23 protein-coding genes and 1 pseudogene are annotated in these 22,985 nt (G+C 68.1%); 12 read left to right on the top strand and 12 right to left on the bottom strand.

Translation table 11 applies throughout. From position 1 onward, the window contains the following. Positions 1–122: 122 nt before the first annotated feature. The 7 genes and pseudogenes from L0D17_RS03140 to L0D17_RS03115 all read left to right on the top strand — a co-directional run bounded on the left by L0D17_RS03140 (position 123) and on the right by L0D17_RS03115 (position 6,676). The gene (locus L0D17_RS03140) at positions 123–1,307 is read left to right on the top strand and encodes an ABC transporter substrate-binding protein (RefSeq protein ID WP_243093835.1); all 1,185 of its coding nucleotides are present in this window, start codon (positions 123–125) and stop codon (positions 1,305–1,307) included. A gap of 39 nt (positions 1,308–1,346) precedes the next feature. Further along, positions 1,347–2,222, top strand: coding sequence for a branched-chain amino acid ABC transporter permease (locus L0D17_RS03135; RefSeq protein ID WP_039458716.1), 876 nt, complete (start codon positions 1,347–1,349; stop codon positions 2,220–2,222). Continuing rightward, positions 2,222–2,998 (top strand): ABC transporter ATP-binding protein, encoded by a 777-nt coding sequence (locus L0D17_RS03130; protein WP_039458713.1) that lies wholly within the window; start codon positions 2,222–2,224, stop codon positions 2,996–2,998. The genes L0D17_RS03135 and L0D17_RS03130 overlap by 1 nt, the downstream gene beginning before the upstream one ends. Beyond that, positions 2,998–3,513: pseudogene (locus tag L0D17_RS03125) on the top strand (ATP-binding cassette domain-containing protein); the annotation flags it as partial. The gene L0D17_RS03130 and the pseudogene L0D17_RS03125, both read left to right, overlap by 1 nt. Before the next feature lie 6 nt (positions 3,514–3,519). Continuing rightward, complete coding sequence (locus L0D17_RS13935) at positions 3,520–3,747, top strand: ABC transporter ATP-binding protein C-terminal domain-containing protein (RefSeq protein ID WP_423247945.1); 228 nt, start codon at positions 3,520–3,522, stop codon at positions 3,745–3,747. A gap of 6 nt (positions 3,748–3,753) precedes the next feature. Beyond that, on the top strand, positions 3,754–5,607 hold the full coding sequence (locus tag L0D17_RS03120; protein ID WP_243093834.1) for an AMP-binding protein: 1,854 nt from the start codon (positions 3,754–3,756) through the stop codon (positions 5,605–5,607). 1 nt (position 5,608) lies between these two features. Then, positions 5,609–6,676, top strand: coding sequence for a branched-chain amino acid ABC transporter permease (locus tag L0D17_RS03115; protein WP_039458704.1), 1,068 nt, complete (start codon positions 5,609–5,611; stop codon positions 6,674–6,676). Here the strand turns inward: L0D17_RS03115 and L0D17_RS03110 are convergent. The 4 genes from L0D17_RS03110 to coaE are packed head-to-tail and all read right to left on the bottom strand — an operon-like array spanning position 6,673 to position 8,931. Beyond that, a complete protein-coding gene (locus L0D17_RS03110; RefSeq protein ID WP_243093833.1) occupies positions 6,673–7,215 on the bottom strand; it encodes a glycerol-3-phosphate acyltransferase in 543 nt (180 codons plus the stop codon). The two genes, L0D17_RS03115 and L0D17_RS03110, sit on opposite strands and share 4 nt — an antisense overlap. Further along, positions 7,215–7,619, bottom strand: a complete 405-nt coding sequence (locus L0D17_RS03105; RefSeq protein ID WP_039456046.1) for a SufE family protein — start codon at positions 7,617–7,619, stop codon at positions 7,215–7,217. Before L0D17_RS03105 ends, L0D17_RS03110 begins: the two co-directional genes overlap by 1 nt. Positions 7,620–7,628: 9 nt before the next feature. Then, on the bottom strand, positions 7,629–8,321 hold the full coding sequence (locus L0D17_RS03100) for an SDR family oxidoreductase (protein ID WP_039456043.1): 693 nt from the start codon (positions 8,319–8,321) through the stop codon (positions 7,629–7,631). A gap of 4 nt (positions 8,322–8,325) precedes the next feature. Next, a complete protein-coding gene (gene coaE / locus L0D17_RS03095; protein ID WP_243093832.1) occupies positions 8,326–8,931 on the bottom strand; it encodes a dephospho-CoA kinase in 606 nt (201 codons plus the stop codon). Here coaE and L0D17_RS03090 point away from each other — a divergent pair, their 5' ends adjacent. Both L0D17_RS03090 and amrB read left to right on the top strand, forming a co-directional pair. Beyond that, entirely contained in the window at positions 8,932–10,200 is a 1,269-nt protein-coding gene (locus tag L0D17_RS03090; protein WP_243093837.1) for an HDIG domain-containing metalloprotein, read from the top strand. Next, positions 10,184–11,299, top strand: a complete 1,116-nt coding sequence (gene amrB / locus L0D17_RS03085; protein ID WP_243093831.1) for an AmmeMemoRadiSam system protein B — start codon at positions 10,184–10,186, stop codon at positions 11,297–11,299. The genes L0D17_RS03090 and amrB overlap by 17 nt, the downstream gene beginning before the upstream one ends. Here the strand turns inward: amrB and rnr are convergent. The 5 genes from rnr to glmM form a co-directional block, all read right to left on the bottom strand. After that, positions 11,296–13,524: a ribonuclease R gene (gene rnr / locus L0D17_RS03080; protein WP_243093830.1), complete on the bottom strand. Its 2,229-nt coding sequence runs from the start codon at positions 13,522–13,524 to the stop codon at positions 11,296–11,298. The two genes, amrB and rnr, sit on opposite strands and share 4 nt — an antisense overlap. Position 13,525: 1 nt before the next feature. Next, on the bottom strand, positions 13,526–14,770 hold the full coding sequence (locus tag L0D17_RS03075; protein ID WP_243093829.1) for an aspartate aminotransferase family protein: 1,245 nt from the start codon (positions 14,768–14,770) through the stop codon (positions 13,526–13,528). Between the two features lie 4 nt (positions 14,771–14,774). Next, on the bottom strand, positions 14,775–15,173 hold the full coding sequence (locus L0D17_RS03070; protein ID WP_039456026.1) for an acyl-CoA thioesterase: 399 nt from the start codon (positions 15,171–15,173) through the stop codon (positions 14,775–14,777). Continuing rightward, positions 15,152–15,436 carry a ribosome-binding factor A gene (locus tag L0D17_RS03065; RefSeq protein WP_243093828.1) on the bottom strand — a complete coding sequence of 95 codons (285 nt, stop codon included), beginning with the start codon at positions 15,434–15,436 and terminating at the stop codon, positions 15,152–15,154. The genes L0D17_RS03070 and L0D17_RS03065 overlap by 22 nt, the downstream gene beginning before the upstream one ends. A gap of 121 nt (positions 15,437–15,557) precedes the next feature. Then, the gene (gene glmM / locus L0D17_RS03060; RefSeq protein ID WP_243093827.1) at positions 15,558–16,859 is read right to left on the bottom strand and encodes a phosphoglucosamine mutase; all 1,302 of its coding nucleotides are present in this window, start codon (positions 16,857–16,859) and stop codon (positions 15,558–15,560) included. 70 nt (positions 16,860–16,929) lie between these two features. On the opposite strand from glmM, the gene L0D17_RS03055 reads away from it, so the two are divergent. Together L0D17_RS03055 and L0D17_RS03050 are read left to right on the top strand one after the other, a co-directional pair. Next, positions 16,930–17,562: an AzlC family ABC transporter permease gene (locus tag L0D17_RS03055; protein ID WP_341474673.1), complete on the top strand. Its 633-nt coding sequence runs from the start codon at positions 16,930–16,932 to the stop codon at positions 17,560–17,562. Beyond that, positions 17,559–17,819, top strand: a complete 261-nt coding sequence (locus L0D17_RS03050) for an AzlD domain-containing protein (protein ID WP_243093825.1) — start codon at positions 17,559–17,561, stop codon at positions 17,817–17,819. The genes L0D17_RS03055 and L0D17_RS03050 overlap by 4 nt, the downstream gene beginning before the upstream one ends. On the opposite strand, the gene polA is transcribed toward L0D17_RS03050, so the two are convergent. From polA to aroE, 3 genes are read right to left on the bottom strand one after another with little or no spacing between them, the layout of a single operon-like run. Next, on the bottom strand, positions 17,816–20,308 hold the full coding sequence (polA, locus tag L0D17_RS03045; RefSeq protein ID WP_243093824.1) for a DNA polymerase I: 2,493 nt from the start codon (positions 20,306–20,308) through the stop codon (positions 17,816–17,818). The two genes, L0D17_RS03050 and polA, sit on opposite strands and share 4 nt — an antisense overlap. Positions 20,309–20,311: 3 nt before the next feature. Continuing rightward, positions 20,312–20,881, bottom strand: coding sequence for an IMPACT family protein (locus L0D17_RS03040; protein ID WP_243093823.1), 570 nt, complete (start codon positions 20,879–20,881; stop codon positions 20,312–20,314). Continuing rightward, positions 20,872–21,672 carry a shikimate dehydrogenase gene (aroE, locus tag L0D17_RS03035; RefSeq protein ID WP_243093822.1) on the bottom strand — a complete coding sequence of 267 codons (801 nt, stop codon included), beginning with the start codon at positions 21,670–21,672 and terminating at the stop codon, positions 20,872–20,874. The genes L0D17_RS03040 and aroE overlap by 10 nt, the downstream gene beginning before the upstream one ends. 43 nt (positions 21,673–21,715) lie before the next feature. On the opposite strand from aroE, the gene L0D17_RS03030 reads away from it, so the two are divergent. Continuing rightward, on the top strand, positions 21,716–22,984 hold the full coding sequence (locus L0D17_RS03030) for an NfeD family protein (RefSeq protein ID WP_243093821.1): 1,269 nt from the start codon (positions 21,716–21,718) through the stop codon (positions 22,982–22,984). Position 22,985: the final 1 nt, after the last annotated feature.

Genomic DNA, 22,985 nt, shown 5'->3' with positions numbered 1-22,985 from the left:
TGCCCATCAGGAGAGAGATATACACCCGTCCTCCTGACCTTTGCAAGGCAAGCCCCGCCTCGGTTGACGTGGCCTGGGCCCCGTGTTATCTTGACCGCAAACAAAGCGGGAAGGAGGCGAACATGAAGCGCAGGGAGTTTTTGCGGAAAGTCGGTGTGGGTTCTTTGGCGGCCCTGGGCATGCCCTACATCGCCCTGGCCCAGGCCAGGCCGGTGAAGCTCGCCACCCTCTTGCCCCTCACGGGGCCTTTCGCCTTCGCCGGCAACGCCGGGCGGGAAGGCTTCGTGGACGGGGTGGACTACGTGAACGAGGTCCTGGGCGGCATCGGGGGCCGCAGGCTGGAGCTCATCGTGGAGGACACGGGCTACGACGTGGCCAAGGGCACCGCCGCCTTCAACCGCGTCCTCTCCCGGGAGCGGCCCGAGGAGCTCCTCTTCGTCTACGGGGATTCCACCGGGCTCTCCAAGGCCTTGGCCCCCGAGATCGCCCGCCTAGGCCTCCCCTACTCCGCCACCAGCTTCGCCAACGAGCTCGCCGACCCCAAGACCTACCCCACCATCTTCGTCTTCGGCCCCACCTACAACGACATGATGGAAGCGCTCTTGCGCCAAATCCGCCTGGAGAAGGCCCGGGCCCGCATCGCCCTGGTCTACTCCAACACGGAGTTCGGGCGCGACCCCATCCCCTACGTGAAGGAGCGGGCCAAGGCCTTGGGCATGGAGGTGGTGCACGAGGAGGTGACCCCCGCCGCCTTCACCGACGCCACCCCCGTGGTCCTGAACCTGCGCCGGGCCAACCCCGACCACGTGATCCTCCAGGGCTACGCCCTTTCCGCCGAACCCCTCATCCTGCGCACCGCCCGGGAGCAGGGCCTGCAGGCCCGCTTCATGGGCACCTACTACTCGGCGGAGCTCGCCCTCATCCAGCGGGCGGGTCCGGCGGCGGAGGGCTTCACCGTCACCTACCACAACGCCTACTGGTACGACACCCTGGTGCCCGCAGTGGAGGAAATGCGCAAGTTCCGCCAGCGAAAGGGGCGGGACACCTCTTACCGCCCCACCTACTATATGGGCAGCCTGGCCGTGGCGTTGGCGGTGGCGGAGGCCATGCGCCGGGCAGCGGCTGCGGGGAAGCTCACCCGGGCTGGGGTGGTGGAGTACCTGGAAAAGCTTGGGGACTATAACGGCTTGGGCCTGCAGCGGACCTACCAGTTCGTGAACCACCGCCTGCCCTACACCAAGCTCTACCGGGCAAGCACCCGGGACGGGCGCTTTAACGCCATCACCGACTGGATCAAGCTGGCCTAAAGGCCCGCACCCTTTTGGGCCCGCCTTCTTGGAGGAGCTGTGTCCGACCTCCTGCCCTACCTCATCGGCGGCCTGGCCAACGGCGCCCTCTACGGCCTGTTGGCCCTGGGCTTCGTCTTGGTCTACCGGGCCACCAGCGTGGTCAACTTCGCCATTGGGGAGTTTCTCCTGGTGGGGGCCTACCTCACCTACACCTTCGCCCTATTCCTGCCCCTAGGGCTTGCCATCCTGGCTGCCTTGCCCTTCGCCTTCCTCTTCGGCGTGCTGGTGGAGCGGGGCTTCGTGCGCCCCCTCTTGGGAAGGAACGTGGTGGCGGTGATCATGGCCACCATCGGCCTAGCGGCGGCCCTGGACGGCGCGGTGCAGCTCCTTTGGGGGCCGGACCTCAAGTACCTCTCGGGAAGCCTCCCCGACCTGGGCTTCCATGCGGGGGAGGTATTCGTTTCCTCCCGGGCGGTCTGGAACCTCCTCCTGGCCCTCCCCTTAGGCCTCGGCCTCCTTTGGCTCCTTAGGCGGAGCAAGTACGGCGTCCTGGTGCGGGCCATCTCGGAGCGGGAGGTGGCCGCCTTGGCCCTGGGCATCCCCACCGCCCGGGTCCTGGCCGGGGTCTGGGGGGTTTCCGCCCTCTTGGCCACCTTGGCCGGGGCGCTTTTGGCGGTGGCGAGCGGGGTGGGGCATAATCTGGTCTTTTTCGGCATGAAGGTCTTCCCCGTGGCCATCCTGGGGGGGCTGGACTCCGTGGGCGGGGCGCTTTTGGCCGGGTTTTTGCTCGGGGTGTTGGAGGCCCTATCCCAGCGCTACCTGGAGCCCCTCCTCCCCGGCTTCACCGAGGCGCTGCCCTTCTTGGTGGTGCTTTTGGTCCTCCTGGTCCGGCCCTATGGGCTTTTGGGCGAGCGGCAGATTGAGAGGGTGTGATGCTTTCCGTGGAGAACCTCAAGGTGGTCTACCGCGGGGTGATCCTGGCCCTGGACGGGGTTTCCCTGGAGGTGGGGGCGAAGGAAGCGGTGGCCCTCTTGGGCCCCAACGGGGCCGGGAAGAGCTCCTTGGTGCGGGCCGTGGCCGGGCTTCTCCCCAAGTTTGAGGGACGGGTGCTGGACGGGCACATCCGCTTCCTGGGCCAGGACACCACCCACCTGGACCCCGTGCGCCTTTCCCGCATGGGCCTCACCGCCGTCTTGGAAGGAAGGCCCCTTTTTCGCTACCTCACCCCGGTGGAGAACCTGGTGGCGGCAGGCCACCGCCTAAGCCCCAAGGAGCTCAAGGAGGGGATGGAGGAGGTCTTCGCCCGCTTTCCCCGCCTTTACGAGCGCCGCCACGAGCAGGCGGGCTACCTTTCCGGGGGGGAGCAGCAGATGCTCCTTCTGGGCATGGCCCTCCTCACCCGGCCGAAGCTCTTGGTGGTGGATGAGCCTTCCTTGGGCCTCGCCCCCAAGCTGGTGGAGGAGGTGATGGCCATCCTAGACGCCCTGCGGCGCGAAAAGGGGCTAAGCCTCCTCTTGGTGGAGCAAAACGCCCGGGCCGCCCTCAACATCGTGGACCGAGTCTACGTCCTGGAGCGGGGCCGGGTGGTCTTTGAAGGGGACGCCAGGGCCGCGAAGGAGGACCAGGACGTGATGGAGTTCTACCTGGGCAAGGAGGAGGTGGGCTTCCGCCAAGCCCGCCGCTACCGCAGGCGGAAGAGGTGGGTGTGATGGGGATGATCCTCGAGGCCAAGAACCTGCACCTTTCCTTCAAAGGGGTCAAGGCCCTGGCCGGGGTGGAGTTCGCCGTGAACGAGGGGGAGTTCTTTGCCGTCATCGGCCCCAACGGGGCGGGCAAGACCACCCTCCTTAACGTCCTTTCCGGGGTGTACGAGCCGGAAAAGGGGGAGGTGGCCTTCCTCGGGCAAAGCCTGAAGGGGAAAAGCCCCCAAGAAAGGGCCCGCATGGGCCTGGGGCGCACCTTCCAGGGCCTGGAGATCTTTCGGGGCATGAGCGTGCTGGACAACGTGAAGCTGGGGGCGGAGCTCGCCTCGCCCACCTACCCCCTGGGCCTGCCCCGGGCGGAGCGGGAGTGGCGGCTTCGGGCCTGGGCGGAGGAGGTGCTGGACTACCTCCACCTCGCCCCCTTCCGCCACGCCCCTGCGGGGATGCTCCCCTACGGTCTCCAAAAGCGGGTGGAGGTGGCCCGGGCCCTGGCGGGCCGCCCCAAGCTCCTCCTCCTGGACGAGCCCATGGCGGGGCTTGCCCTGGAGGAGAAGCAAGACCTGGCCCGCTTCCTCCTGGACGCCCGGGAGGAGTGGGGCGTCACCCTGCTTTGGGTGGAGCACGACCTGAGGGCGGTGCTGGAGCTTTCCGACCGGGTCTTGGTCCTCTCCTACGGGGAGGTCCTCTACTACGGCCCCCCGGAGGGGGTGCGCCAAGACCCCAAGGTGGTGGAGGCCTACTTGGGCCATGCCTGAGGTGCCATGGAAGGAACCCTTTTAGCACACCTGTACCGCCACGCCAAGGAGCGCCCCGAGGCCCCGGCCCTAAGAGTGAAGCGGCTTGGGGTGTGGCAGAAGACCTCCTGGCGGGAACTTTGGGAAAAGGTCTTGCGCCTGGCGGGGGGGCTCCACGCCCTGGGCCTCCGGGAAGGCGAGGTCCTCGCCATCTTAGGGCACAACGCTCCAGAGTGGGTGGAGGCGGAGCTCGCTGCCCAGGCCCTGGGCGCTTTGCCCATGGGCATCTACGCCGACGCCATGCCCGAGGAGGTGGGCTACTTTTTGCAGTTCACCGGGGCCAAGGGCATCGCGGTGTCCGACGAGGAGCAGCTGGACAAAGTCTACCCCCACCTGCACCTGGTGGACTTCGTCCTGGTATGGGAGGAGGCGGGCATGAGCCGCCACTTCCGCGGCAAGGTGCGCCGCTTTAGCCAGGCCTTTGGCGACAAGCGTCTGGGGGAGGAGGCGGTAAGGAAGCGCCGCCCGGAGGAGGTGGCCCTCCTCGCCCCCACCTCGGGCACCACGGGGCGGAGCAAGCTGGCCATGCTCTCCCACCGCAACCTCCTGGCGGGCCACGAGGCCGTGGGCCAGGCCCTGGGCTTCCAGAAGGGGGCCTGGGTCTTCAGCTACCTCCCCTTGCCCTGGATCGGCGAGCAGATGCTCACCGTGGTCCAGGGCCTGGTGGAGGGCTCCACGGTCCACTTCCCCGAGGACCCCACCACGCTTCGGGAAGACCTCAAGGAGGTGCAGCCCGATTTCTTCCTGGCCCCTCCCCGGCTTTGGGAGGACATGGCGAGCCTGATCCAAAGCCGCATGCAGGACGCGGACTTCCTGAAGGCCTTTATTTACCGGGTGGGGATGGACGCCTTGCTGGAAGGGGCGAGCCGGGAGTTTAGGGGCGAGCCCGTGGGCCTTTGGCTCAACCTCAAGCGGGCCCTTTTCTATCCCCTGGTGGCAAGGCCCCTAAGGGCGCGGCTGGGCCTCGCCGCCTGCCGCATTGCCGTCACCGGGGGGGCGCCTTTGGGAAACGAGGTCTTCACCTTCTTCCGCGCCCTGGGCCTGGACATCCGCCAGGTTTACGGCCAGTCGGAAACCGCCGCCGCCACCACCGCCCACACAAGCGGGGACGCCCCCCCGGAGACCGTGGGCCCCCCCTTGCCGGGCACGGAGGTGCGCCTAAGCCCGGAGGGCGAAATCCAGGTGCGGGGGCCGCAGGTCTTTTTGGGCTATTTCAAGCAAGAGGAGGCCACCCGGGAAAGCTTCACTGAGGACGGCTTCTTCCGCACCGGGGACGCCGGCTTCTTTGACGAGCGGGGGCACCTGGTGATCCTGGGGCGGGTGAAGGAGGTGGGGGCCTTGGTGGACGGCACCCGCTTCGCCCCACAGTTCCTGGAAAACCGCCTGAAGTACTCCCCCTACATCCGCGAGGCCGTGGTCCTGGGCCACGGGAAGCCCTTTGTGACCGCCTTGGTGGAGCTGGACCCCGAGAACGTGCAGAACTGGGCCCGCAGGCGGGGCATCCCCTTCACCACCCACCTCTCCCTCACGGAGCGCCCCGAGGTGCGGGCCCTCATCGCCGAGGAGATCCGCATGGTGAACAGGACCCTGCCGGAAAAGCTCCGCATCCAGCGCTTCGCCATTTTGCCCAAGGAACTTCACCCCGACGACGAGGAGATCACACGCACCCGCAAGGTGCGCCGCCAGGTGGTGGAAAGCCGCTACGCCCCCGTGATCCAGGCCCTTTACGGGGAGGGGGGGCGGGTGGAGGTGAGCCTCCCCATCCGCTACCTCGAGGGCGAGGGGCGGCTGGAGGCGGTCCTCGAGGTCCAGGAGGTCTAAGGTGTACGCCCTTTCCAAACGCCTCACCGACGCCTATAGCCGCCGCTTCGCCCGGGCGGTGCGGGAAACCTACCGGGAGGACGAGGCTTACGCCAGCACGCCGCTGGGGCGGCTCGCCCTTTGGGCCTTCCTCCTTTTGCTCCTTCTTCTCCCCTTCCTCCTCGGGCCCTACCCCATGTACGTGGCCACCCTGGTGGCCATCGGGGCCCTTTCCGCCTTGGGCCTCCACCTCTTGGTGGGCGGGGCGGGGCAGATCTCCTTGGGCCACGCCGCCTTCATGGGGGTCGGGGCCTACGCCGCAAGCCACCTCTTCGGCCCCTTGGCCCCCTTGGGCATCCTCCTGGGTGGCCTTATCGCCGCCCTCTTGGGCCTGGTCCTCGCCCTCCCCTCCTTGCGCATCAAGGGGGTGTATCTAGCCATCGCCACCTTGGCCTTCCAGTTCCTGGCGGACTACGTGTTCAAGAACTGGGAGGCGGTGACCGGGGGGATCCGGGGCCGGACCCTGCCCCCGCCCCAGGTCCTCGGCCTAAGCCTGGACACCCCGGAAAGGCTATGGTACCTGGTCCTCCTCTTCGCCCTTCCCCTCTTCTTCTACGGCAAGCGCCTCCTCATGACCCGGGCCGGGCGGGCCTTCAACGCTGTGCGGGACAACGACCTCTCCGCCCGGGTGGCGGGGGTGGACCTGACCCGGGTGAAGCTTTTCGCCTTCGCCCTTTCCGCCTTTTACGCCGGGGTGGCCGGGGGGCTTTTGGCCCAGCTTTACAAGGCGGTGACCCCGGAGTACTTCCCCTTGAGCGTGAGCATCCAGTACCTGGCCATGGTCATCGTGGGCGGGGCGGGGACGGTATTGGGGGCGGTCTTGGGGGCCTTCTTCGTCCTCCTCATCCCCGAAGTCCTAAATAGCTTCGTGGGGGCCCTGGGGCCGGAGTACGCGGCCACCTTGGCCGCCTGGCGCAACGTGGCCTTTGGCTTCCTCATCCTCCTTTTCCTCATCCTGGAGCCCCTGGGCTTGGTGGGGTTGTGGGGCCGGATACGGAACTACTTCCGCACCTGGCCCCTCCCCTACTAGCGGTCCCAGTCCTTGAGGTGGCGCAAGGCCACGGGAAGGCCCACCCCGAGGCCGAACAGGAGGTGGGTCGGGGTCTTGCCAAAGAAGGCGGCCAGAAGGGGCAAGGCCAGGGCCACGGCCAAGGCGGCCCGGTAGGGCCTTCGGCTTAGGGCCCAAAGCAGGGCGAAGAGCAAAAGGGCCCCCAGGAAGAGCCTGGGGTCCACGGCAAAGAGCACCCCCACCCCTGGGGCTATGGCCTTGCCCCCGCGAAAGAGAAGCCACGGGGAAAAAGCGTGCCCCCACACCGCCCCCATGCCCCCCAAAAGCCCCCCCACCGGGTTCCCCGTGATCCCCTCGCCGAGGGCCACGGCAAGGACCCCCTTGAAGAGGTCCAGAAGGAGGACCAAAAGGCCGGGGACGGGGCCCAAGACCCGGTAAGCGTTTAAGGCCCCCGGGTTGCCCGAGCCCTCCACAAGAAGGTTCTTCCCCCGCAGGGCCCCAAACCAGTAAGCCACGGGAAGCCCGCCAACGGCGTAGCCGAGGAGGAAGGCCCAAAGCATCAGAGCGCCCGGCGCACCTGCTCCTGCAGGCGCAAAAGCGCCGCCTCCAGGCCCCGAAGCCTAAGGGGGGTGAGGATCTCCTCAAGCCCCGCCCCCCGGTAGAAGGACGGGGGCACGGCCAGGACGGCCTCGGGGGGTTCGCCCTCGAGGCCCTCCTTCAGGATCCCGGCGAAGGCCTTCACCGTGGGGGCCTCGTCGGGGACCATGAAGTGGAGGCGCACCTTCCCCCCCTCCACCTCGGCCTTAAGGAAAAAGGGGGTCTGGCACTCGTGCACCCGCTCCAGCTCCACCCCCTGGGGGGGTGGAGGGACCTTCTTGGCGTAGTCCAAGAGGACCTCGGTCTTGAGCTCCTTGGGGAGGGAACGGATGAGGTCCAAGGCCGCTTGAAGCTTGGAAGGCAGCATGCCCTAAGCTTATCCTCCCTTGGCGGGGGGCTGGGTGGGCCTAAGCTCTATCTCGCTCACCAGGGCCCTTTCCGGCATCTCCAGGGCGAAGAGGATGGCCTTTGCCACGTCCTCGGGAGCGAGCTTCCAGGCCGCACCCGGGGTATTCCCGGCGAAGCCCGTGTCCACCGAGCCCGGCAGGACGTTCACCACCCGCACCCCCTCTTCCCTGAGCTCCAGCATGGCCGCCCCCATGAGGCCCAGAAGCCCGAACTTGCTGGCGTTATAGGCCGCACCCCCCTTGAAGGGGTTCTTCCCCGCCAGGCTCCCCACGTTCACCACCACGCCCCGCGCGCGCTTGAGGGCGGGAAGGGCGGCCTTGAGGCCCAAAAAGGGCCCCACGAGGTTCACATCCAAGACCTCCCGCACCTCCGCCTCGGAAAGCTCGGCGAGGGGCTTCAGGATGCCGATGCCGGCGTTGTTGACGAGGGCAGAAACCCCGCCGAAGGCCTCCTCCAAAGCGGCCACCGCCCTTTCCCAGTCCCCAAGCCGCCGCACGTCCCCGGGAAGGGGCAAGGCCCCTTCCCCAAGCTCTCGGGCCAAGGCCGAAAGCCTCGCTTCGTCCCGGGCGAAAAGCCCCACCCGGTAGCCCTGGGCGTGGAGGAGGCGGGCCGTGGCCTCGCCAATGCCCCGGCTCGCCCCCGAGATGAGCGCCACCCGCATGCCCCTACCTTACCCCAAAGCGCCCCTGGATGTCGGCGAGAACCCCCCTTAGGGACCGCTCCAGGTCCTCCAGGCTTCCCGCGTTCTCCACCACCCAGGTGGCCCGCCTGCGCTTTTCCGCTTCGGGCATCTGCGCCCGCTCCCGGGCCAAAACCTCCTCTGGGCTTAGCCCCGAGCGGGCCACCACCCGCCTAAGGCGCTCCTCCCAAGGGGCCGCCACCAGGAGGGTGCCGTCCAGGCGCGCCTCCCACCCCTTTTCAAAGAGGAGGGGGATTTCCAGGAAAACCAAGGGCGCCTCCAGGCGGGCGAGCTCCGCCTCGAGGAGGCGGCGGATCTCGGGGTGGAGGAGGTCCTCCAGGGCCTTTAACCGCTCGGGGTCGCTGAAGACGAGCCTGCCCAAGGCCCTCCGGTCCAGTTCCTCCCCAAGGAAGGCCTCGGGGAAAAGCCGCTTGAGCTCCTCCTTCTTGTTCTCCCTGGCCCGTTCCGCCAGGAGGTCCAGGTCCAAGACGGGGTAGCCCCATGCCCTAAGGAGGCGGGCCACGGTGCTTTTGCCGCTCCCGATATTGCCGGTAATGCCGATAATGATGGGGTGCTTCGCCTGGTGCGCCATATGGACTTCCCCTTTTATACCCCCGAGGGGGCCTTCCCCGTGGGGGGGGCGGTGCGGGACCTCCTTATGGGCCTGAGGCCCAAGGACCTGGACTACGTGGCCTTGGACCCGGAAAGGGCAGCGAAAGAAGCCCAAGGCCGCCTTGGGGGAAGCCTCTTCCCCTTGGATGCCGCCCGGAGCCACCACCGCCTGGTGGCGGGGGGGCTCACCCTGGACTTCACGCCCTTGGAGGGAGGCCTCGAGGCCGACCTCCTCCGACGGGACTACCGCCTGAACGCCCTCCTTTGGAAGGAGGGCAGGGTCTTTGGCCTCCCCGGGGTGGAGGAGGACCTAAGGAAGCGGGTTTTGGTCCCGGTGCGGGAGGAAAACCTCTACCTGGACCCCTTGCGGAGCCTAAGGGGGGTGCGCCTGGCGGCGAGCCTGGGCCTCGGCCTGCCCCAGGCCACCCGGGAGGCCCTAAGCCGCCACGCCCATTACCTCCAGGCCCATCCCGAGGCCCTCCCGGCGCGGGAAAGGGTGCGGGAGGAGCTGGAAAAACTCCTCCTCTCCCCCTGGGCCGCCTTCGGCCTGGACCTCCTGGCCCGGCTCGGGCTCCTTGCGGTTTACCTCCCCGAGCTCTTCTTCCTCCTGGGCCTCGTCCAGGGGGGCGTCCACCACCTGGACGCCTGGCGGCACACCCTCTCCGTCCTCTCCCACCTCCTTTGGCTCTGGCCCGAGGCCCCCCTCGAGGCCCGCCTCGCCGCCCTCTACCATGACGTGGGGAAGCCCCTCACCCGTCGCCACGATCCCGAGGTGGGGCGGTACCGCTTCCTGGGCCACGCGGAGGTGGGGGCGGAGGTGGCCAAGGCCGCCCTCGCCTGGCTCCGCTTCCCCAAGGCGGTCCAGGAGAAGGCAAGCGCCCTGGTGCGCCGCCACATGGACCGCCCCCCGGAGGAGAAGGGCGCCCTCCGCCGCTTCCTCCTAAAGCGCCAGGACCTCCTCCCCCACCTCCTCTACCTCATGGCGGCGGACCGCCTGGGGGCCAAGGGGGTGGAGGGGGAGGCTTGGGAACTCCTAAGGCGCTTCCAAGAAGCCCTGGCGGAGCCCCTGCCGCAGAGGCCCCTCCTCTCGGGAAAGGAGGTCATGGCCCTCCTGGGCCTGAAGCCTGGGCCCGAGGTGGGGAGGGCCCTCGAGGCCCTCCTCCTGGCCCAGGCGGAGGGAAAGGTGGGCACCCGGGAGGAGGCGGAGGCGTTTCTCCTATATTGGAAGGAGCATGGAAGGCCGGCTTAGGTTGCGCACCCCCGAGATCACCCCCGTGGAGGGAGGCTTCCTCCTCCGCGACCCCTACGGGGTCTACGAAAAGCCCTTGGCCCTCACGGAAGGGGGGCTTCTCCTCCTCTCCCTCATGGAGGGCAGGACCCTGGAGGAGGTGCGGGAGGAGGTGTTCAAGACCCATGGGGTCATCGTGCCCCTAAAGGAGTTGGAGGACCTGGCCAAGGCCCTGGAGGAAGCGGGCCTCCTCCTCACGCCCCAGGTGGAAGCGAGGCTCAAGGAGGAGGAGGAAAAGCTCAAGCGGGAAAGGCCCATGCGCCTCGCCGGGCTTTCTTACCCGCAGGGCGAAAGGGAAGCCCGAGCCTTTTTGGATGCCTTCCGGGCAAGCTTCTTTGGGGAAGCCCCTCCCGCCCAAGTGCTCCTCCTTCCCCACCTGGAGCCGAGCCGGGTGCCCGAGGCCTACGGGGCCGCCCTGGCCGCCCTGGAGAAGACCCCGCCCCCGGAAAGGGTCTACGTGGTGGGAGTGGCCCACAGGCCCCTCATGGAAGGGGCCGCCGCCCTCCCCGTGCCCTTCCACACCCCTTTCGGCCCGGCGGAGCCCGACCTCCCCGCCCTTCAGGCCCTGGACGCCCTCCTGCCCTTTGAGCTCTTCAACACCCCCCTGGCTTTCCGGGAGGAGCACAGCCTGGAGCTTCCCCTCTTCTTCCTCAAGGGGACCTACCCAAAGGCCCGCTTCATCCCCCTCCTGGTGGGGCGGAGGACTTCGGCCTTGGGGGAGGCGCTCCGGGTGGTCCTGGCGGAGCACCCCGGGCTTTTGGCCCTGGCGGTGGACCTCTCCCACGTGGGGCCTAGGTTTGGGGACCCACCCTTTTCCCGCCCCCTGGCGGAGGAGGCGCGGCGGAGGGATGTGGGCTTTTTGGAGCGCCTGGCCCAAGGGGAGCCCCAAGCCGCCCTGGCCCACCTGGGGGCCAACCCCACCCGGGTGGACGCCACCGAGGTGGTGGCGAGCCTAAGCCCCTTGCTCCAGGGGAAAAAGGGCGAGGTCCTGGCCTACCGCCTGGACCTCGAGGCCCCCACCTTAAGCGCCGTGGGGGCGGGCACCTTGGCCTATCCCTAGCGGCGCCGGCGCCGCCTTCTGGCCCGGCTGTCTAGGGGGCGGGCTTCCCGGCCTTCCTTGGGCGCCCACTCCCCGAAGTACACCGTTTCCACCGTGGCCCGCTCAGGCCGCGTGTCCCGCGCCTTTTCCTTGGGTGGTCCTACCACTTTGCGCATATCCACCTCCTTTCCCATAGCCCCCTTCTTGGGGGCCTCCTCTTCCCGGTAGGGCAGCAGGTCAATCTGCCGAAGCCTGGGGTTGGCGGCGGCGATCACCACCTCCATCTCGTCCGCCAGGCGAATGCGCTTCCCCTTGGGGCCCACAAGGGCGAGGGCCTCCTCGCTATAGGTGTAGGGCCCAAGGGCCTCGAGGCGCACCAGCCCCTCCACCCCATTCTTCAGCATCACGAAGGCCCCGAAGTTCGCCACCCCCGTCACCTTGCCCAAAAAGCGCTCCCCCACATGGAGCTCCGCCCACTTGGCCATGTAGTACTTGGTGAGTTCCCTTTCCGCCGCCTCCGCCTTCCGTTCCATCTCCGAGGCGTGCTCGGCGATGGCGGGAAAGGTTTCCAGCCAGCGGGCCTTCCTGGCCGGGGTGAGGGTGCGGCGAAGGGCCGCCTTCAGCACCCGGTGGACCACCAGGTCGGGATAGCGGCGGATGGGGCTCGTGAAGTGGAGGTAGTGCTCCATGGCCAGGCCGAAGTGGCCCAGGTTCTCCGCGGCGTAGCGGGCCAAGCGCAAGGACCTGAGGACCAGGTTCGCCACCACCGGCTCCTCCGGGCGGCCCTTGGCCTGGAGCAAGGCCCGCTGCAAGGCCTGGGAGGACACCTCCTCGGGCAAGGCGTACCCAAGCCGGGCCAAGGCCAGGCGGAGCTTGCCGTAGGCCTCCTCCAAGGGCTCCTCGTGCACCCGGAAAAGGCCCGGAAGGCCCTTTTTCACCAGGTGCTCCGCCACGGCTTGGTTGGCGAGGAGCATGAGCTCTTCAATGAGGCTCCGCGCCCGGGGCTCCTCCTGGGGGATGAGGTGGGGGGTGCCCGCTTCCACCTCCACCTTCACCTCGGGAAAGCTAAAGTCTAGGGCCCCAGCGGCCAGGCGCTTTTCCCTAAGCCGCCCCGTGAGGTCCAAGAGAAGCCTGAGGTCCTCCGCCAAAAAGGCGTGCGCCTCCGGCAGGCCAAACCCCTCGGCGAAGGCCTCCACCTCCGTGTAGGTGAGGCGGGCCACGCTCCGGATCACCCCCTCGGCGAAGCGGACCCTTCGCACCTTTAAGTCCTCCGTGAGGTCAAAGAGGACGGAAAGGGTGAGGCGGTCCTCCCCTGGCCTCAACGAGCAGACCCCGTTGGAAAGCCTCTCGGGAAGCATGGGCAGGACCCGCCCGGGCAGGTAGACGCTCGTTCCCCGAAGGAAGGCCTCCTGGTCCAGGGCGCTTCCCTCCTTCACGTAGTGGGAAACGTCGGCGATGTGGACGCCCACCCGGTAGCCCCGGGGAAGCCTTTCTATGTGGATGGCGTCGTCAAAGTCCTTGGCGTCCACCCCGTCTATGGTGAAGACCCGAAGGGCGCGGAAGTCCTGCCGCCTTTCAAGCTCCGCCTCGGGGATCTCCAGGGGAATGGCCTCCGCCTCCTTTAAGACCTCCTCGGGGAACTCGGCCCGCAGGCCGTACTTGGCGATCACCGCCTCGGTTTCCGTTTCCGGGGTGTCCCCTTCCCCCAGATATTCCAAAAACGTCCCGTAAGGGCGCTTCTCGTAGTGGACCTGGGCCACGATGCGGCTACCCCGCTTGAGGCCCTCTAGCCCCTCGGGAAGAAGCCTAAGCTCGGGCAGGCCCGGCTCGTCGGGAACGAGGACGGCGTAGCCCCGCCGGAAGTCCAAGGTCCCCACCACCCGGTCCCGCGCCCGCTTGATCACCCGCTCCACCACGCCAAAGGGCCTCCCGTCCCGCCCCGGGGGCATGAGGCGGGCCTCCACCACGTCCTCGGGCCAGGCGTCAAGGGTGTACCCAGGGGGGATGAAGAGGTCCTTCTCCGGCAAGCGCACGAAGCCGTACCCGTCCCGGTGAAGGCTAATGGGGCCCACCACCTTGGGGGGGAGAAAGTACTGGCTTCCCCTTTTCTCCAAAAGCCCTTCCCGCACCAAGGCCTTGAGGTAGGCCTTGGCCTCGCGCTTTTCCAGGCCGAAACGCCTGAGGATCTCTTCCAAGCGGTGAGGTTTGCCCGTCTTTTTGAAAAACTCCAGGAGCGTTTCGCGCATTCTAACCCAGGAGGCCCTCCAGGGCCTTCTCCGTGGCCTTTAGGCTCTCGGAGAGGGCGGATAAGGCCTCGTCCACGTGTTCCTTGCCAATGATAAGGGGGGGTTCCAAGCGCACCACCTTGGGGTTGTTGAGGCCAAAGGCGGTGATGACGCCCCGCTCCGCCAGCTCCGCCACCACCAGGGCGCCGATATCGGCGTCGGTGAACTCTATCCCGAGCATGAGCCCCCGGCCCCGCACGTCCTCTATGAGGTGGGGGAACGCCCCTTGCAGGGCCTTGAGGCCTTCCATGAGGTAGCTTCCCACCTCCAGGGCCCTTTGCGGCAGGTTCTCCTCCAGGGTCACCTCAATGGCCGCCAAGGCCGCCGCCGCCGCCAAGGGGTTGCCGCCGAAGGTGGAGGAGTGGTAGAGGGGATTTTGCTTGAAGACCTCAAAGACCTCCCGCCGGCCCACGCAGGCCCCGATGGGCATAACCCCGCCCCCCAAGGCCTTGGCCAGGGTCATGAGGTCGGGGGAAACCCCCTCCCAGTCCACCCCGAAGAGCTTCCCCGTGCGGCCGAGGCCCGTCTGCACCTCGTCGGCGATCATGAGGACCCCCTTCGTGCGGGTGATCTCCCGCACGCCCCTCAGATACCCCTCCGGGGGCACCCGGATCCCCCCTTCCCCCTGGATGGGCTCCACGATGACCGCGGCGGTGTCCTCGTCTATGGCCGCCTCCAGGGCTTGTAGGTCCCCGTAGGGGACCACCTTGACCCCGGGCACGAGGGGCTTGGCGGGGTCCTGGTACTCCGGCTTGGGGGTGAGGGAAAGCGCCCCCAGGGTCTTACCGTGGAAGCCCCCTTGGGTGGTGACGATCCCGGGCTTGCCCGTGTAGGCCCGGGCCAGCTTGATGGCCGCCTCCACCGCCTCGGCCCCGGAGTTGCCGAAGAAGACCATCTCCAGACCCTCCGGGGTGATCTCGGCGAGCCTGGCGGCCAGGCGGGCGGTGGGCTCCGACACCAGGACGCGCACGGACATCGGCATGCGCTTAAGCTGCTCCTCCACCGCCGCCACCACCTTGGGGTGGCGGTGGCCTAGGTTCAGGGTCCCGTAAAGCCCCAAAAAGTCCAGGTAGCGCTTGCCCGTGGTGTCCCAGACGTAGGGGCCTTCGGCGTGGGATTCCACCCGGTCTAGCCCGGTGAAGCGGAGAAGCCCAGCGAGCCCAGGGTTGATGTGGCGTTCAAAGAGGGTGAAGGGGTCCATGCCCAAAATGCTACCCTAAGTGTAGCACACTCAAGGCTTGGTAGAGGTCTTCCGGAATCCGCGCCGCCTTCTCCCCCACCTGGCAGAGGTGCCGGGTGTAGCCTTCCGCCAGGAGGAAGCCTTCCCGCTCCACCCGGTAGACGAATCGGAGGTCGCGCCGGCTTAGGCCCGCAAGCCGGGTCCTCACCTCCACCACCTCGCCAAAGCGGGCGGGGGCGCGGAAGGTGAGGCCAAGCTCCACCACGGGGAAGTAAACGCCCCGGGCCTCCACCTGGTGGTAGGGAAGGCCGGCCGCCTCTAAAAAGTCCACCCGCGCCGCCTCCAGGTAGACGGCGTACACGGAGTGGTGCACCACCCCCATCTGGTCGGTTTCGGCGTAGCGGACCTTTAGGCGGGTCGTGGTCTCCATGGCAAGAACTCCAGCCGGGGCAGGCGACGCAGGCGCACCCTACCCGCCAAGGCGGCAAGGAGCCTATTTTTGGCGTGCTCCAGAGCGGCCAAGGCCTTTTCCTCCTCGGCGAAGGCCTCCACGTAGATGGTGAGGACCCGCCCGTCGGGGGAAAGCCGCACCGCCTCCACGGTGAGGAGGAAGAGCCTGGGGTCCTCGAGGCCCTGGATGGCCTCCGCCAAGACCCGCTTTAGGCGCTCTTCCAGGTGAGCCCTGCCGTACATGCGCTTAGCTTACTTCCCAGGCGCTTGCCAAAAGGGAGGCTAGCGCCCAAAGAGAGGGCATCCGGGCGCATCCCTTAGTCCAGCATGGAGATGCCAAAAAAGCAAGGACGAGCCCCACGCCCTACCCCTGGTCCAGGGCCCGGACCAGGGTGGCGAGCTCCTCGGCCAAGCCCTCCGCCCCCTCTTCCGCCTCCACCATGACCCGCACCAAGGGCTCGGTGCCGGAGGGGCGCACGTTCACCCGGCCCTTGCCCAAAAGCCTGGCCTCCACCTGGGTCAAGGCCTCCTGGAGCCGGGGGTGGCCCACCACCCTGGCCTTGTCCGTCACCTTCACGTTGCGGAGGACCTGGGGGTACAGGGGAAGGGCCTCGTACCAGTCGGCCAGGTCCCCGCCCATGGCCTTCAGGGCCTTCAGCACCATGAGGGCGGTGAAGAGCCCATCCCCCGTGGTGTGGTGGCGGCGGAAGATCACGTGGCCCGAGGGCTCCCCCCCGAGGTGGAGGTCCTTCTCCTTGAGCATCTCCAGCACGTAGCGGTCCCCCACCGCCGCCCGGTGGAAGGCGATGCCCTTTTGCCGCAGGGCCACCTCGAGGCCCATGTTGCTCATTACCGTGCCCACCACCCCCTTCTCCCCAAAGGCCAAGGCCGCCAGGTAAAGGACGTGGTCCCCGTGGAAAAGCCGCCCCTTTCGGTCCACGAAGAGGGCCCGGTCCCCGTCCCCGTCAAAGGCCACCCCCAGGTCCAGCCCGAGCTCCACCACGAAGCGGCTTAGGGCCTCCGGGTGGGTGGAGCCGCACCCCTTGTTGATGTTGCGGCCATCGGGGGTGTTGAAGAAAGCCATGACCTCGGCCCCCGCCCTCTGGAAGAGCTTCGGCCCCACCCGGTACGTGGCCCCGTGGGCCAAGTCCAAGCCCACCTTGAGGCCCGAGAGGTCCGGGGCGTGCTCCAGGAGGAAGTCCAGGTACATCCTTTCCGCCTCGCGGAAGTCCCCCACGGTGCCGATGCCCCGGGTGGGGTGGACTTCCTCCAAAAGGGCCTCTATGGCCTCCTCCGCCTCGTCGGGAAGCTTCTCCCCGGTGGGGCCGAAGAACTTGATGCCGTTGTCCTGGTAAGGGTTGTGGCTCGCCGAGATCATGGCCCCGGCGGTGGCCCCAAGCCGCCTCGTGAGGTGGGCCACCCCCGGGGTGGGAAGCACCCCCAGGTGCTCCACCCGCACCCCTTGGGAGAGGAGCCCCGCCGCCAGGGCCGCCTCCAGGAGGTCGGAGGACTCCCGGGTGTCCTTGGCGAGGAGGACCACCGGCCTCTCCGCCTCCCGGCGGAAGTAGGCCCCCGCCGCCTGGCCTAGCCTCAGGACGAACTCCGGGGTAAGGGGGGGCTTCCCCGCCTCCCCCCGCACCCCGTCGGTGCCGAAGTAGCGCCTCATCCGGCCCACTATACCCCATCCTCTTTATAATCCCCCCATGGCCGCTCTTCCCTCGCCCACGCCAAGCCCCCTGCGCCAGGGGCTCCTCGCCGCCTGGCCCGTGGCCTTGGGCTACTTCCCCGTGGCCGTGGCCTTCGGCATGGCCGGGACGGGCGCGGGGCTTGCCCCTTTGGCCGTGCAGCTCCTTTCCCTCCTGGTCTTCGCCGGGGCGAGTCAGTTCGCCTTCCTCGGCCTCCTGGCGGAAGGCGCCTCGCCCTGGCTCGCCGCAGGGGTGGCCCTTCTCCTCAACCTGCGCCATGCCTTTTACGGACCCGCCCTAAGGCCTTACCTGAAGGGCCATCCCCTCCTGGCCTTCTTCCTCACCGACGAGGTCTTCGCCGTAGCCTTAAAGTCCCTTCCCGGCCTGCCCCAAGCCGCCCGCGCCGGGTTTTTCCTGGGCCTGGGCCTCGGCGCTTACCTGGCCTGGAACCTGGGAACCTCCTTGGGCGCCTTCGGCGCCGCGCGGCTCAAGGGGCTTCCCGGGGCGGGGGAGGCCCTTTCCTTCGCCTTGCCCGCCCTCTTTTTGCTCCTCGCCCTGCCCCATTTGCGAAACCCCGTGGCCCTGGGGGCTGGGCTCTTGGCCTTCGCCCTCCACCTCCTGGGCCAGACCGCCTGGGGGCTTGTCCTGGCGGGGGTCTTGGGCTTCTTGTGGAGGCGGCCTTGACCCCCATCCTGGTTCTGGCCCTGGGCACCTTTCTCCTCCGCTACCTGCCCTGGCTGGGGGAAAGGGGCCCTTCCCCGGGCCAGGCGGGGCCCGCCTTGGTGGTGGCGCTCTTTTTGGTTTCCGCCTTCGGGCCGCCCCCTTCTTGGCTGTGGGCCAAGACCCTGGCCGCCCTGTGGGTGGTCTTCCTCACCTGGCGGCTTTCCCGCCACCTGGGGCTTAGCGTCCTCCTGGGGATGGCGGCCTACGCCCTTTTCTAGCCCTTGGCGGCAAGCCAATCCTCCCCGATGCCCACCTCCACCTCCAAGGGCACCGCCAGGGGCCAAACGCCCTCCATCACCTCCTTGGCCAAGGCGGCCACCTCCTCCGCCCGCTCCTTGGGGGCCTCCAGCAGGAGCTCGTCGTGCACCTGGAGGAGCATCCTGGCCCCCGCCTCCCTAAGTTGCGGGAAAAGCCGCACCATGGCCAGCTTCATCAGGTCGGCGGCGGTGCCCTGCACGGGCATGTTGAAGGCCATGCGCTCCGCCGCCTCCCGCACGCTCTTCACCCGGGCGTTGAGGTCGGGCACGTAGCGCCTGCGGCCGAAAAGGGTTTCCACGTAGCCCCGGGTCCGGCCCTCCTCTAAGGTCCTTTCAATCCAGGCCTTCACCTTGGGGTAGCTTTGGAAGTAGCGCTGAATGAAGGCCGCCGCCTCCTCGTAAGGGATCCCCAGCTCCTGCGAAAGGCGGTGGGCGGACATGCCGTAAAGGACGCCGAAGTTGATGGTCTTGGCCGCCCGGCGCATGAGGGGGTCTATGGCCTCCGCCGACAGGCCGAACATCCAGCTGGCCGTTTGGGTGTGGATGTCCCGGCCCTCCTGGAAGACGCGGATGAGGTTCTCGTCCCCCGAGAGGTGGGCGAGGACCCTAAGCTCAATCTGGCTGTAATCCAAGGCCACCAGGCGCCAGCCCTCCTCCGCCACGAAGGCCTTGCGGATCTTCTGGCCAAGGGGGGTGCGCACGGGGATGTTCTGCAGGTTGGGGTCGGAGCTGGAAAGGCGGCCCGTGGCCGTGGCCGTCTGGTTGAAGCGGGTGTGGAGCCGCCCCGTCTTGGGGTGGACCAAGGCGGGCAGGGGGTCAATGTAGGTACCCTTGAGCTTGGCCAGCTCCCGGTACTGAAGGATCTTGTCCACGATGGGGTGGACCTCCCGCAGGGCCTCCAGCACCGCGGCGCTGGTGGAGCGCTTTCCCGTCTTCTCCGTCTTGCCGATGGGGGGAAGCCCGAGCTCGTCAAAGAGAACCCTTTCCAGCTGGTCGCGGGAGTTCAGGTTGAAGGAATGGCCCGCCAGGCGGAAGACCTCCTCCTCCAGCCGACGCATCTCCGCCGCCACCTCCAGGGAAAGGGCCTCCAGGTAGGCCACGTCCAGCTTGACCCCCGTGGCCTCCATGTGGGCCAGGACCCGGGAGAGGGGCTTTTCCACCTCCTCGTAGAGCCAAAGGAGCTTTTGCTCGCCCTGGAGGCGCTCAAGGAGGTTGGCGTGAAGCCGCTCCGCCAGAAGGGCCCGCTCCCCGGCGTCCTCCGTCCACTCCCCCCCGTAGCGCCGGGCCACGCCCTCGGGGGTGGTGTTGGAGGGGTCCAGGAGGTAGGCGAGGAGCATGGGGTCGTCCGTGGGGGGAAGGTCCAAGCCCTCCCGCAGGGCCACGACGGCGAGGTCCTTAGCCAAAAGCCCCCGCACCTCCTTTAGGCCCCGCAAGGCCCCGTGAGGGTCCTCCGCCCGGTAGACCCGGCCTTGGGCGCTGGCGGCCAGGGCTAAAAGCTCCGCCCACATGGGCTCGGGCCGGGAAAGGCGGTAGCCCAGGAAGGCCCCTTCCGGGGGGGGCCATGGGGCCTCCTCCGCCGGGAGAGGGCTTTCTAAGAGGCCGAACTCGTGGAGGAGGCTTCCAAACTCCAGCCGCTCCAGAAAAGCCTTGAGCCCTTCCCAATCCGGCTCCCGCCGACCTCTGAAGTCCACCTCCAAGGGGAGGTCCGTGCGCACCCGGGAAAGCTCCCGGGAAAGCTTCAGGTCCTCCAGATGGGCCAGGATCTTCTCCCGCACGGAGGCGGGCTTCACCTGGTCCAGGTTCTTGAGGAGATTTTCCAGGCTTCCCCACTCCTTAAGGAGCTTAAGGGCGGTCTTCTCGCCGATCCCCTTCACCCCGGGGATGTTGTCGGACGGGTCGCCGGCCAGGGCGCGGAAGTCCACCCACTGCTCCGGGCGCAGGCCGTACTTCTCCCAAAGCCACTCCGGGGTGATGCGGTGGCCCTCGGGGTGGAGGACGGAGATCCGCGGGGAAAGGAGCTGGAAGAGGTCGCGGTCGGCGGTGAGGATCTGGACCTCGTAGCCTTCCCGTTCCGCTTTTTTGGCCAAGGTGGCCAGGACGTCGTCCGCCTCAAAGCCCGGGACCTCGAGGCGCTCCAAACCCAAAAGGTCCACCAGCTCCTTCATGAGGGCGAGCTGCCGGGGAAAGTCCTCCGGGGTGGGGGCCCGGCCCGCCTTGTAGGCCTCGTAAGCCTCGTGGCGGAAGGAAGGGGCCTTGGCGTCAAAGACCACGATCACCACGTCCCCATCCTCCTTGAGCGCCTTGAGGAGGCTTTTGGCGAAGCCGTAAACCCCTTGCACCGGCTCGCCCCGGCTCGTGGTGAGCCCTTTTAGGGCGAAGAAATTGCGGTAGGCCAGGTGGTGCCCGTCCACCAGGAGCACCCGGCCCTTGGGCTCAAAGAGGGGAAGCATCCCTCACATTCTACGGGCCTTCCCCCGGGTGGCCTCCCGAAGCGCCTCCTCCAGGGAAGGGAGGGCCTCCTTGGGAAGCCGGAGGCGAAGGAGGACCCCTTCGGGGGCGTGGCTTTCCCCCACCACCTTGTCCCGCACCAAGGGGTAGGCCCGGCCGAGCTCGGGGAAGGGGACGAGGAAGGTGGCCTCCACCCACTCCACCCAGGGCACCTTCGTCCCCCGCCTGAGCGCCTCCGCCGCCACCCCCCCGTAGGCCCGCACCAATCCCCCGGCCCCCAGCTTTACACCCCCGAAGTAGCGCACCACCAAGACCACCACCCCGTCTAGCCCTTGGGCCTCGAGGGCGTGGAGGATGGGCTTTCCCGCCGTTCCCGCGGGCTCCCCGTCATCGGAAAAGCGGTAAAGGGGGCCGATTTTGTAGGCGAAGCAGTTGTGGGTGGCCGCCTCTTCCTGGTTCCTTTCTAAGAACGCCCGGGCCTCCGCCTCCGATGCCACCGGGGCCGCCTTGGCGATGAAGCGGCTTTTCTGTATGGTTTCCTCGTACACCACGGGTTCAGCCAGGGTCAGGCGCACGGCTCCCCCAAGGCCCTCAAGGCCGCCTCCTCCATCCCCTTGGGGTCGGGGAGGAGGCCGGTCCAGATGTGGAAGGCCAGGGCCCCCTGCCAGGCCAGCATGGGAAGCCCGGTCTGCACCTGTAGCCCCCGGGCCTGGGCCTCCTTTAAAAAGCGGGTCCAAAGGGGCCGGTAGACCAGGTCCACCGCCGCCCCCTCCTCGGGGAGGTACTCCGGGGGCAGGGGGGAAGCCTCGGGCTCGTCCAGGCCCACCCGGGTGGCGTTCACGAGAAGCCTCGCCTTCTTGGCCCACGCCAGGGGCACCGCCTTCAGGCCGAAGGCCTCCGCCAAGGCCTCGGCCCGCTCCGGGGTTCGGTTCCAAACCCAGACCTCCAGGCCCGCCTCCTTTAGCGCCCAGGCCACCCCTCGCCCCGCGCCCCCCGCCCCCAGGACCAGGGCGGGACCCTTTAGGGGGATCCCCCCCGCCTCCAAGGCGGCGAGGAAGCCGGGGGCGTCGGTGTTGAAGCCGAAAAGCCGCCCCTGAAGGTTCAGCACCGTGTTCACCGCCCCGATGGCGCGGGCCTCCGGCGAAACCCAGTCCAAAAGGCCCAAAGCCGCTTCCTTAAGCGGAATGGTGACGTTCACCCCGCGAAAGTCCCGCCGCACCTCCTCCAAGCGGCGGGGCAAGGCCTCCAAGGGGGTGTCCAGGGCCTCGTAACTCCCCCTTAGCCCCAGGCTTTCCAGGGCGTGGCGGTGCATGGCCGGGGAGAGGGAGTGGGCCACGGGGTGGCCCAGGACAGAGAAGCGCAGCATCCTTTTTAGGATAGCCCACACCCGCCCGCCAAGCCCGTATAGAATGAGGGCGGTGAAAAGGCTTTTGGCCCTAGCCTTACTGCTCCCCCTGGCCCTGGGGAAGACCTACCTCATCCCCATCCAGGGGGAGATTGACCCGGCCTTGGCGGTCTTCGTGGAAGAGGCCCTCTCCCGGGCGGAGCGGGAAGGGGCGAGCGGGGTAGCCTTCCTCATAGACACCCCCGGCGGGCGGGTGGACGCCGCCATCCGCATGGCCGACCGCATCCTGCAAACCCCCCTTCCCACCCTGGCCGTGGTGCAAAACGCCTTCTCCGCCGGGGCCCTCATCGCCCTCGCCTGCCGCCAGATGGCCATGCTCCCCGGCTCGGAGATCGGGGCCGCTTTGCCCCTGATGGCCCCACCCCTGGGCCAGCCCCAGGCGGCGGACCAGAAGGTGATTTCCGCCCTCAAGGGCAAGTTCCGCGCCGTGGCCGAGGCCAGGGGGCGGCCCGTGGAGCTGGCCGAGGCCATGGTGGACCCAAGCGTGGAGGTCCCGGGGCTTGCCGCCAAGGGCGAGCCCCTCACCCTCTCCGCCGACAAGGCGGTGGAGCTCAAGGTGGCGGACTTCAAGGCGGCAGGCCTGGCGGAAGCCCTCAGCCAAGCGGGTTTCAGCCGGGAAGTGGAGCACCTGGAACCAGGGCCCAGGGTGCAGGTGGCCCGCTTCCTCACGAGTTCCACCGTGGCGGGGCTCCTCCTCGCCCTAGGGCTTCTTCTCCTCCTCCTGGAGCTTTTCACCCCGGGGTTTGGCGTCATGGGGGCCTTGGGCCTGGCCTTCTTGGCCCTCTACTTCGCCGGGGGGTGGCTGGCGGGGCTTTCCGGGGCCTTTGAGCTCCTCCTCTTCTTCCTGGGGGTGGCCCTCCTTCTGGCGGAGGCCTTCCTCTTCCCCGGCTTCGGCCTGGCCGGGGCCTTGGGGGTGGGGTCCATCCTGGCCTCCGTCTACTTCACCTTCGGGGAAAACGCCCTATTGGTCATCGCCATCGCCGTGATCGCCCTGGGGCTTGGCCTTCTGGTGGTCTTCCGCTACCTGCCGAGGACCCGGCCCGCCCGGGCCTTGGTCTTGGAGAGCGCCATCGCCGAGCACGCCACGGAGGAGGTGGTGGAGGTGGGCTCGGTGGGAATCGCCCTCACCGACCTCCGCCCGGGGGGCGTGGGGCGGTTTGGCGTTAAGCGGGTGGACGTGGTGGCCCACCGCGGCTTCATCCCCAAGGGGACGAGCATCCGGGTGGTGGAGGTGCGGGGGCCCACGGTGCTGGTGGAGCCATTGGAGGAATAGC

The organism is Thermus thalpophilus, from assembly GCF_022760915.1.
Taxonomy (GTDB): Bacteria; Deinococcota; Deinococci; order Deinococcales; family Thermaceae; genus Thermus; species Thermus thalpophilus.
The sequence above is the reverse complement of the archived record's forward strand: the minus strand, read 5'-3'. Positions and strand labels throughout refer to the sequence as shown.

Bases quoted from the DNA above. Each gene is read 5' to 3' on its own strand.
- L0D17_RS03070 (WP_039456026.1), bottom strand. From the start codon at position 15,173: ATGGAGACCACGACCCGCCTAAAGGTCCGCTACGCCGAAACCGACCAG.
- L0D17_RS03140 (WP_243093835.1), top strand. From the start codon at position 123: ATGAAGCGCAGGGAGTTTTTGCGGAAAGTCGGTGTGGGTTCTTTGGCG.
- aroE (WP_243093822.1), bottom strand. From the start codon at position 21,672: ATGCTGCGCTTCTCTGTCCTGGGCCACCCCGTGGCCCACTCCCTCTCC.
- polA (WP_243093824.1), bottom strand. From the start codon at position 20,308: ATGCTTCCCCTCTTTGAGCCCAAGGGCCGGGTGCTCCTGGTGGACGGG.
- L0D17_RS03065 (WP_243093828.1), bottom strand. From the start codon at position 15,436: ATGTACGGCAGGGCTCACCTGGAAGAGCGCCTAAAGCGGGTCTTGGCG.
- L0D17_RS03110 (WP_243093833.1), bottom strand. From the start codon at position 7,215: ATGCTTTGGGCCTTCCTCCTCGGCTACGCCGTTGGCGGGCTTCCCGTG.
- rnr (WP_243093830.1), bottom strand. From the start codon at position 13,524: ATGCGCGAAACGCTCCTGGAGTTTTTCAAAAAGACGGGCAAACCTCAC.
- L0D17_RS03130 (WP_039458713.1), top strand. From the start codon at position 2,222: ATGCTTTCCGTGGAGAACCTCAAGGTGGTCTACCGCGGGGTGATCCTG.
- L0D17_RS13935 (WP_423247945.1), top strand. From the start codon at position 3,520: ATGGCGGGGCTTGCCCTGGAGGAGAAGCAAGACCTGGCCCGCTTCCTC.
- coaE (WP_243093832.1), bottom strand. From the start codon at position 8,931: ATGGCGCACCAGGCGAAGCACCCCATCATTATCGGCATTACCGGCAAT.
- L0D17_RS03100 (WP_039456043.1), bottom strand. From the start codon at position 8,321: ATGCGGGTGGCGCTCATCTCGGGGGCGAGCCGGGGCATTGGCGAGGCC.
- L0D17_RS03090 (WP_243093837.1), top strand. From the start codon at position 8,932: ATGGACTTCCCCTTTTATACCCCCGAGGGGGCCTTCCCCGTGGGGGGG.
- L0D17_RS03120 (WP_243093834.1), top strand. From the start codon at position 3,754: ATGGAAGGAACCCTTTTAGCACACCTGTACCGCCACGCCAAGGAGCGC.
- L0D17_RS03030 (WP_243093821.1), top strand. From the start codon at position 21,716: ATGAGGGCGGTGAAAAGGCTTTTGGCCCTAGCCTTACTGCTCCCCCTG.
- amrB (WP_243093831.1), top strand. From the start codon at position 10,184: ATGGAAGGCCGGCTTAGGTTGCGCACCCCCGAGATCACCCCCGTGGAG.
- glmM (WP_243093827.1), bottom strand. From the start codon at position 16,859: ATGAGGCGCTACTTCGGCACCGACGGGGTGCGGGGGGAGGCGGGGAAG.
- L0D17_RS03105 (WP_039456046.1), bottom strand. From the start codon at position 7,619: ATGCTGCCTTCCAAGCTTCAAGCGGCCTTGGACCTCATCCGTTCCCTC.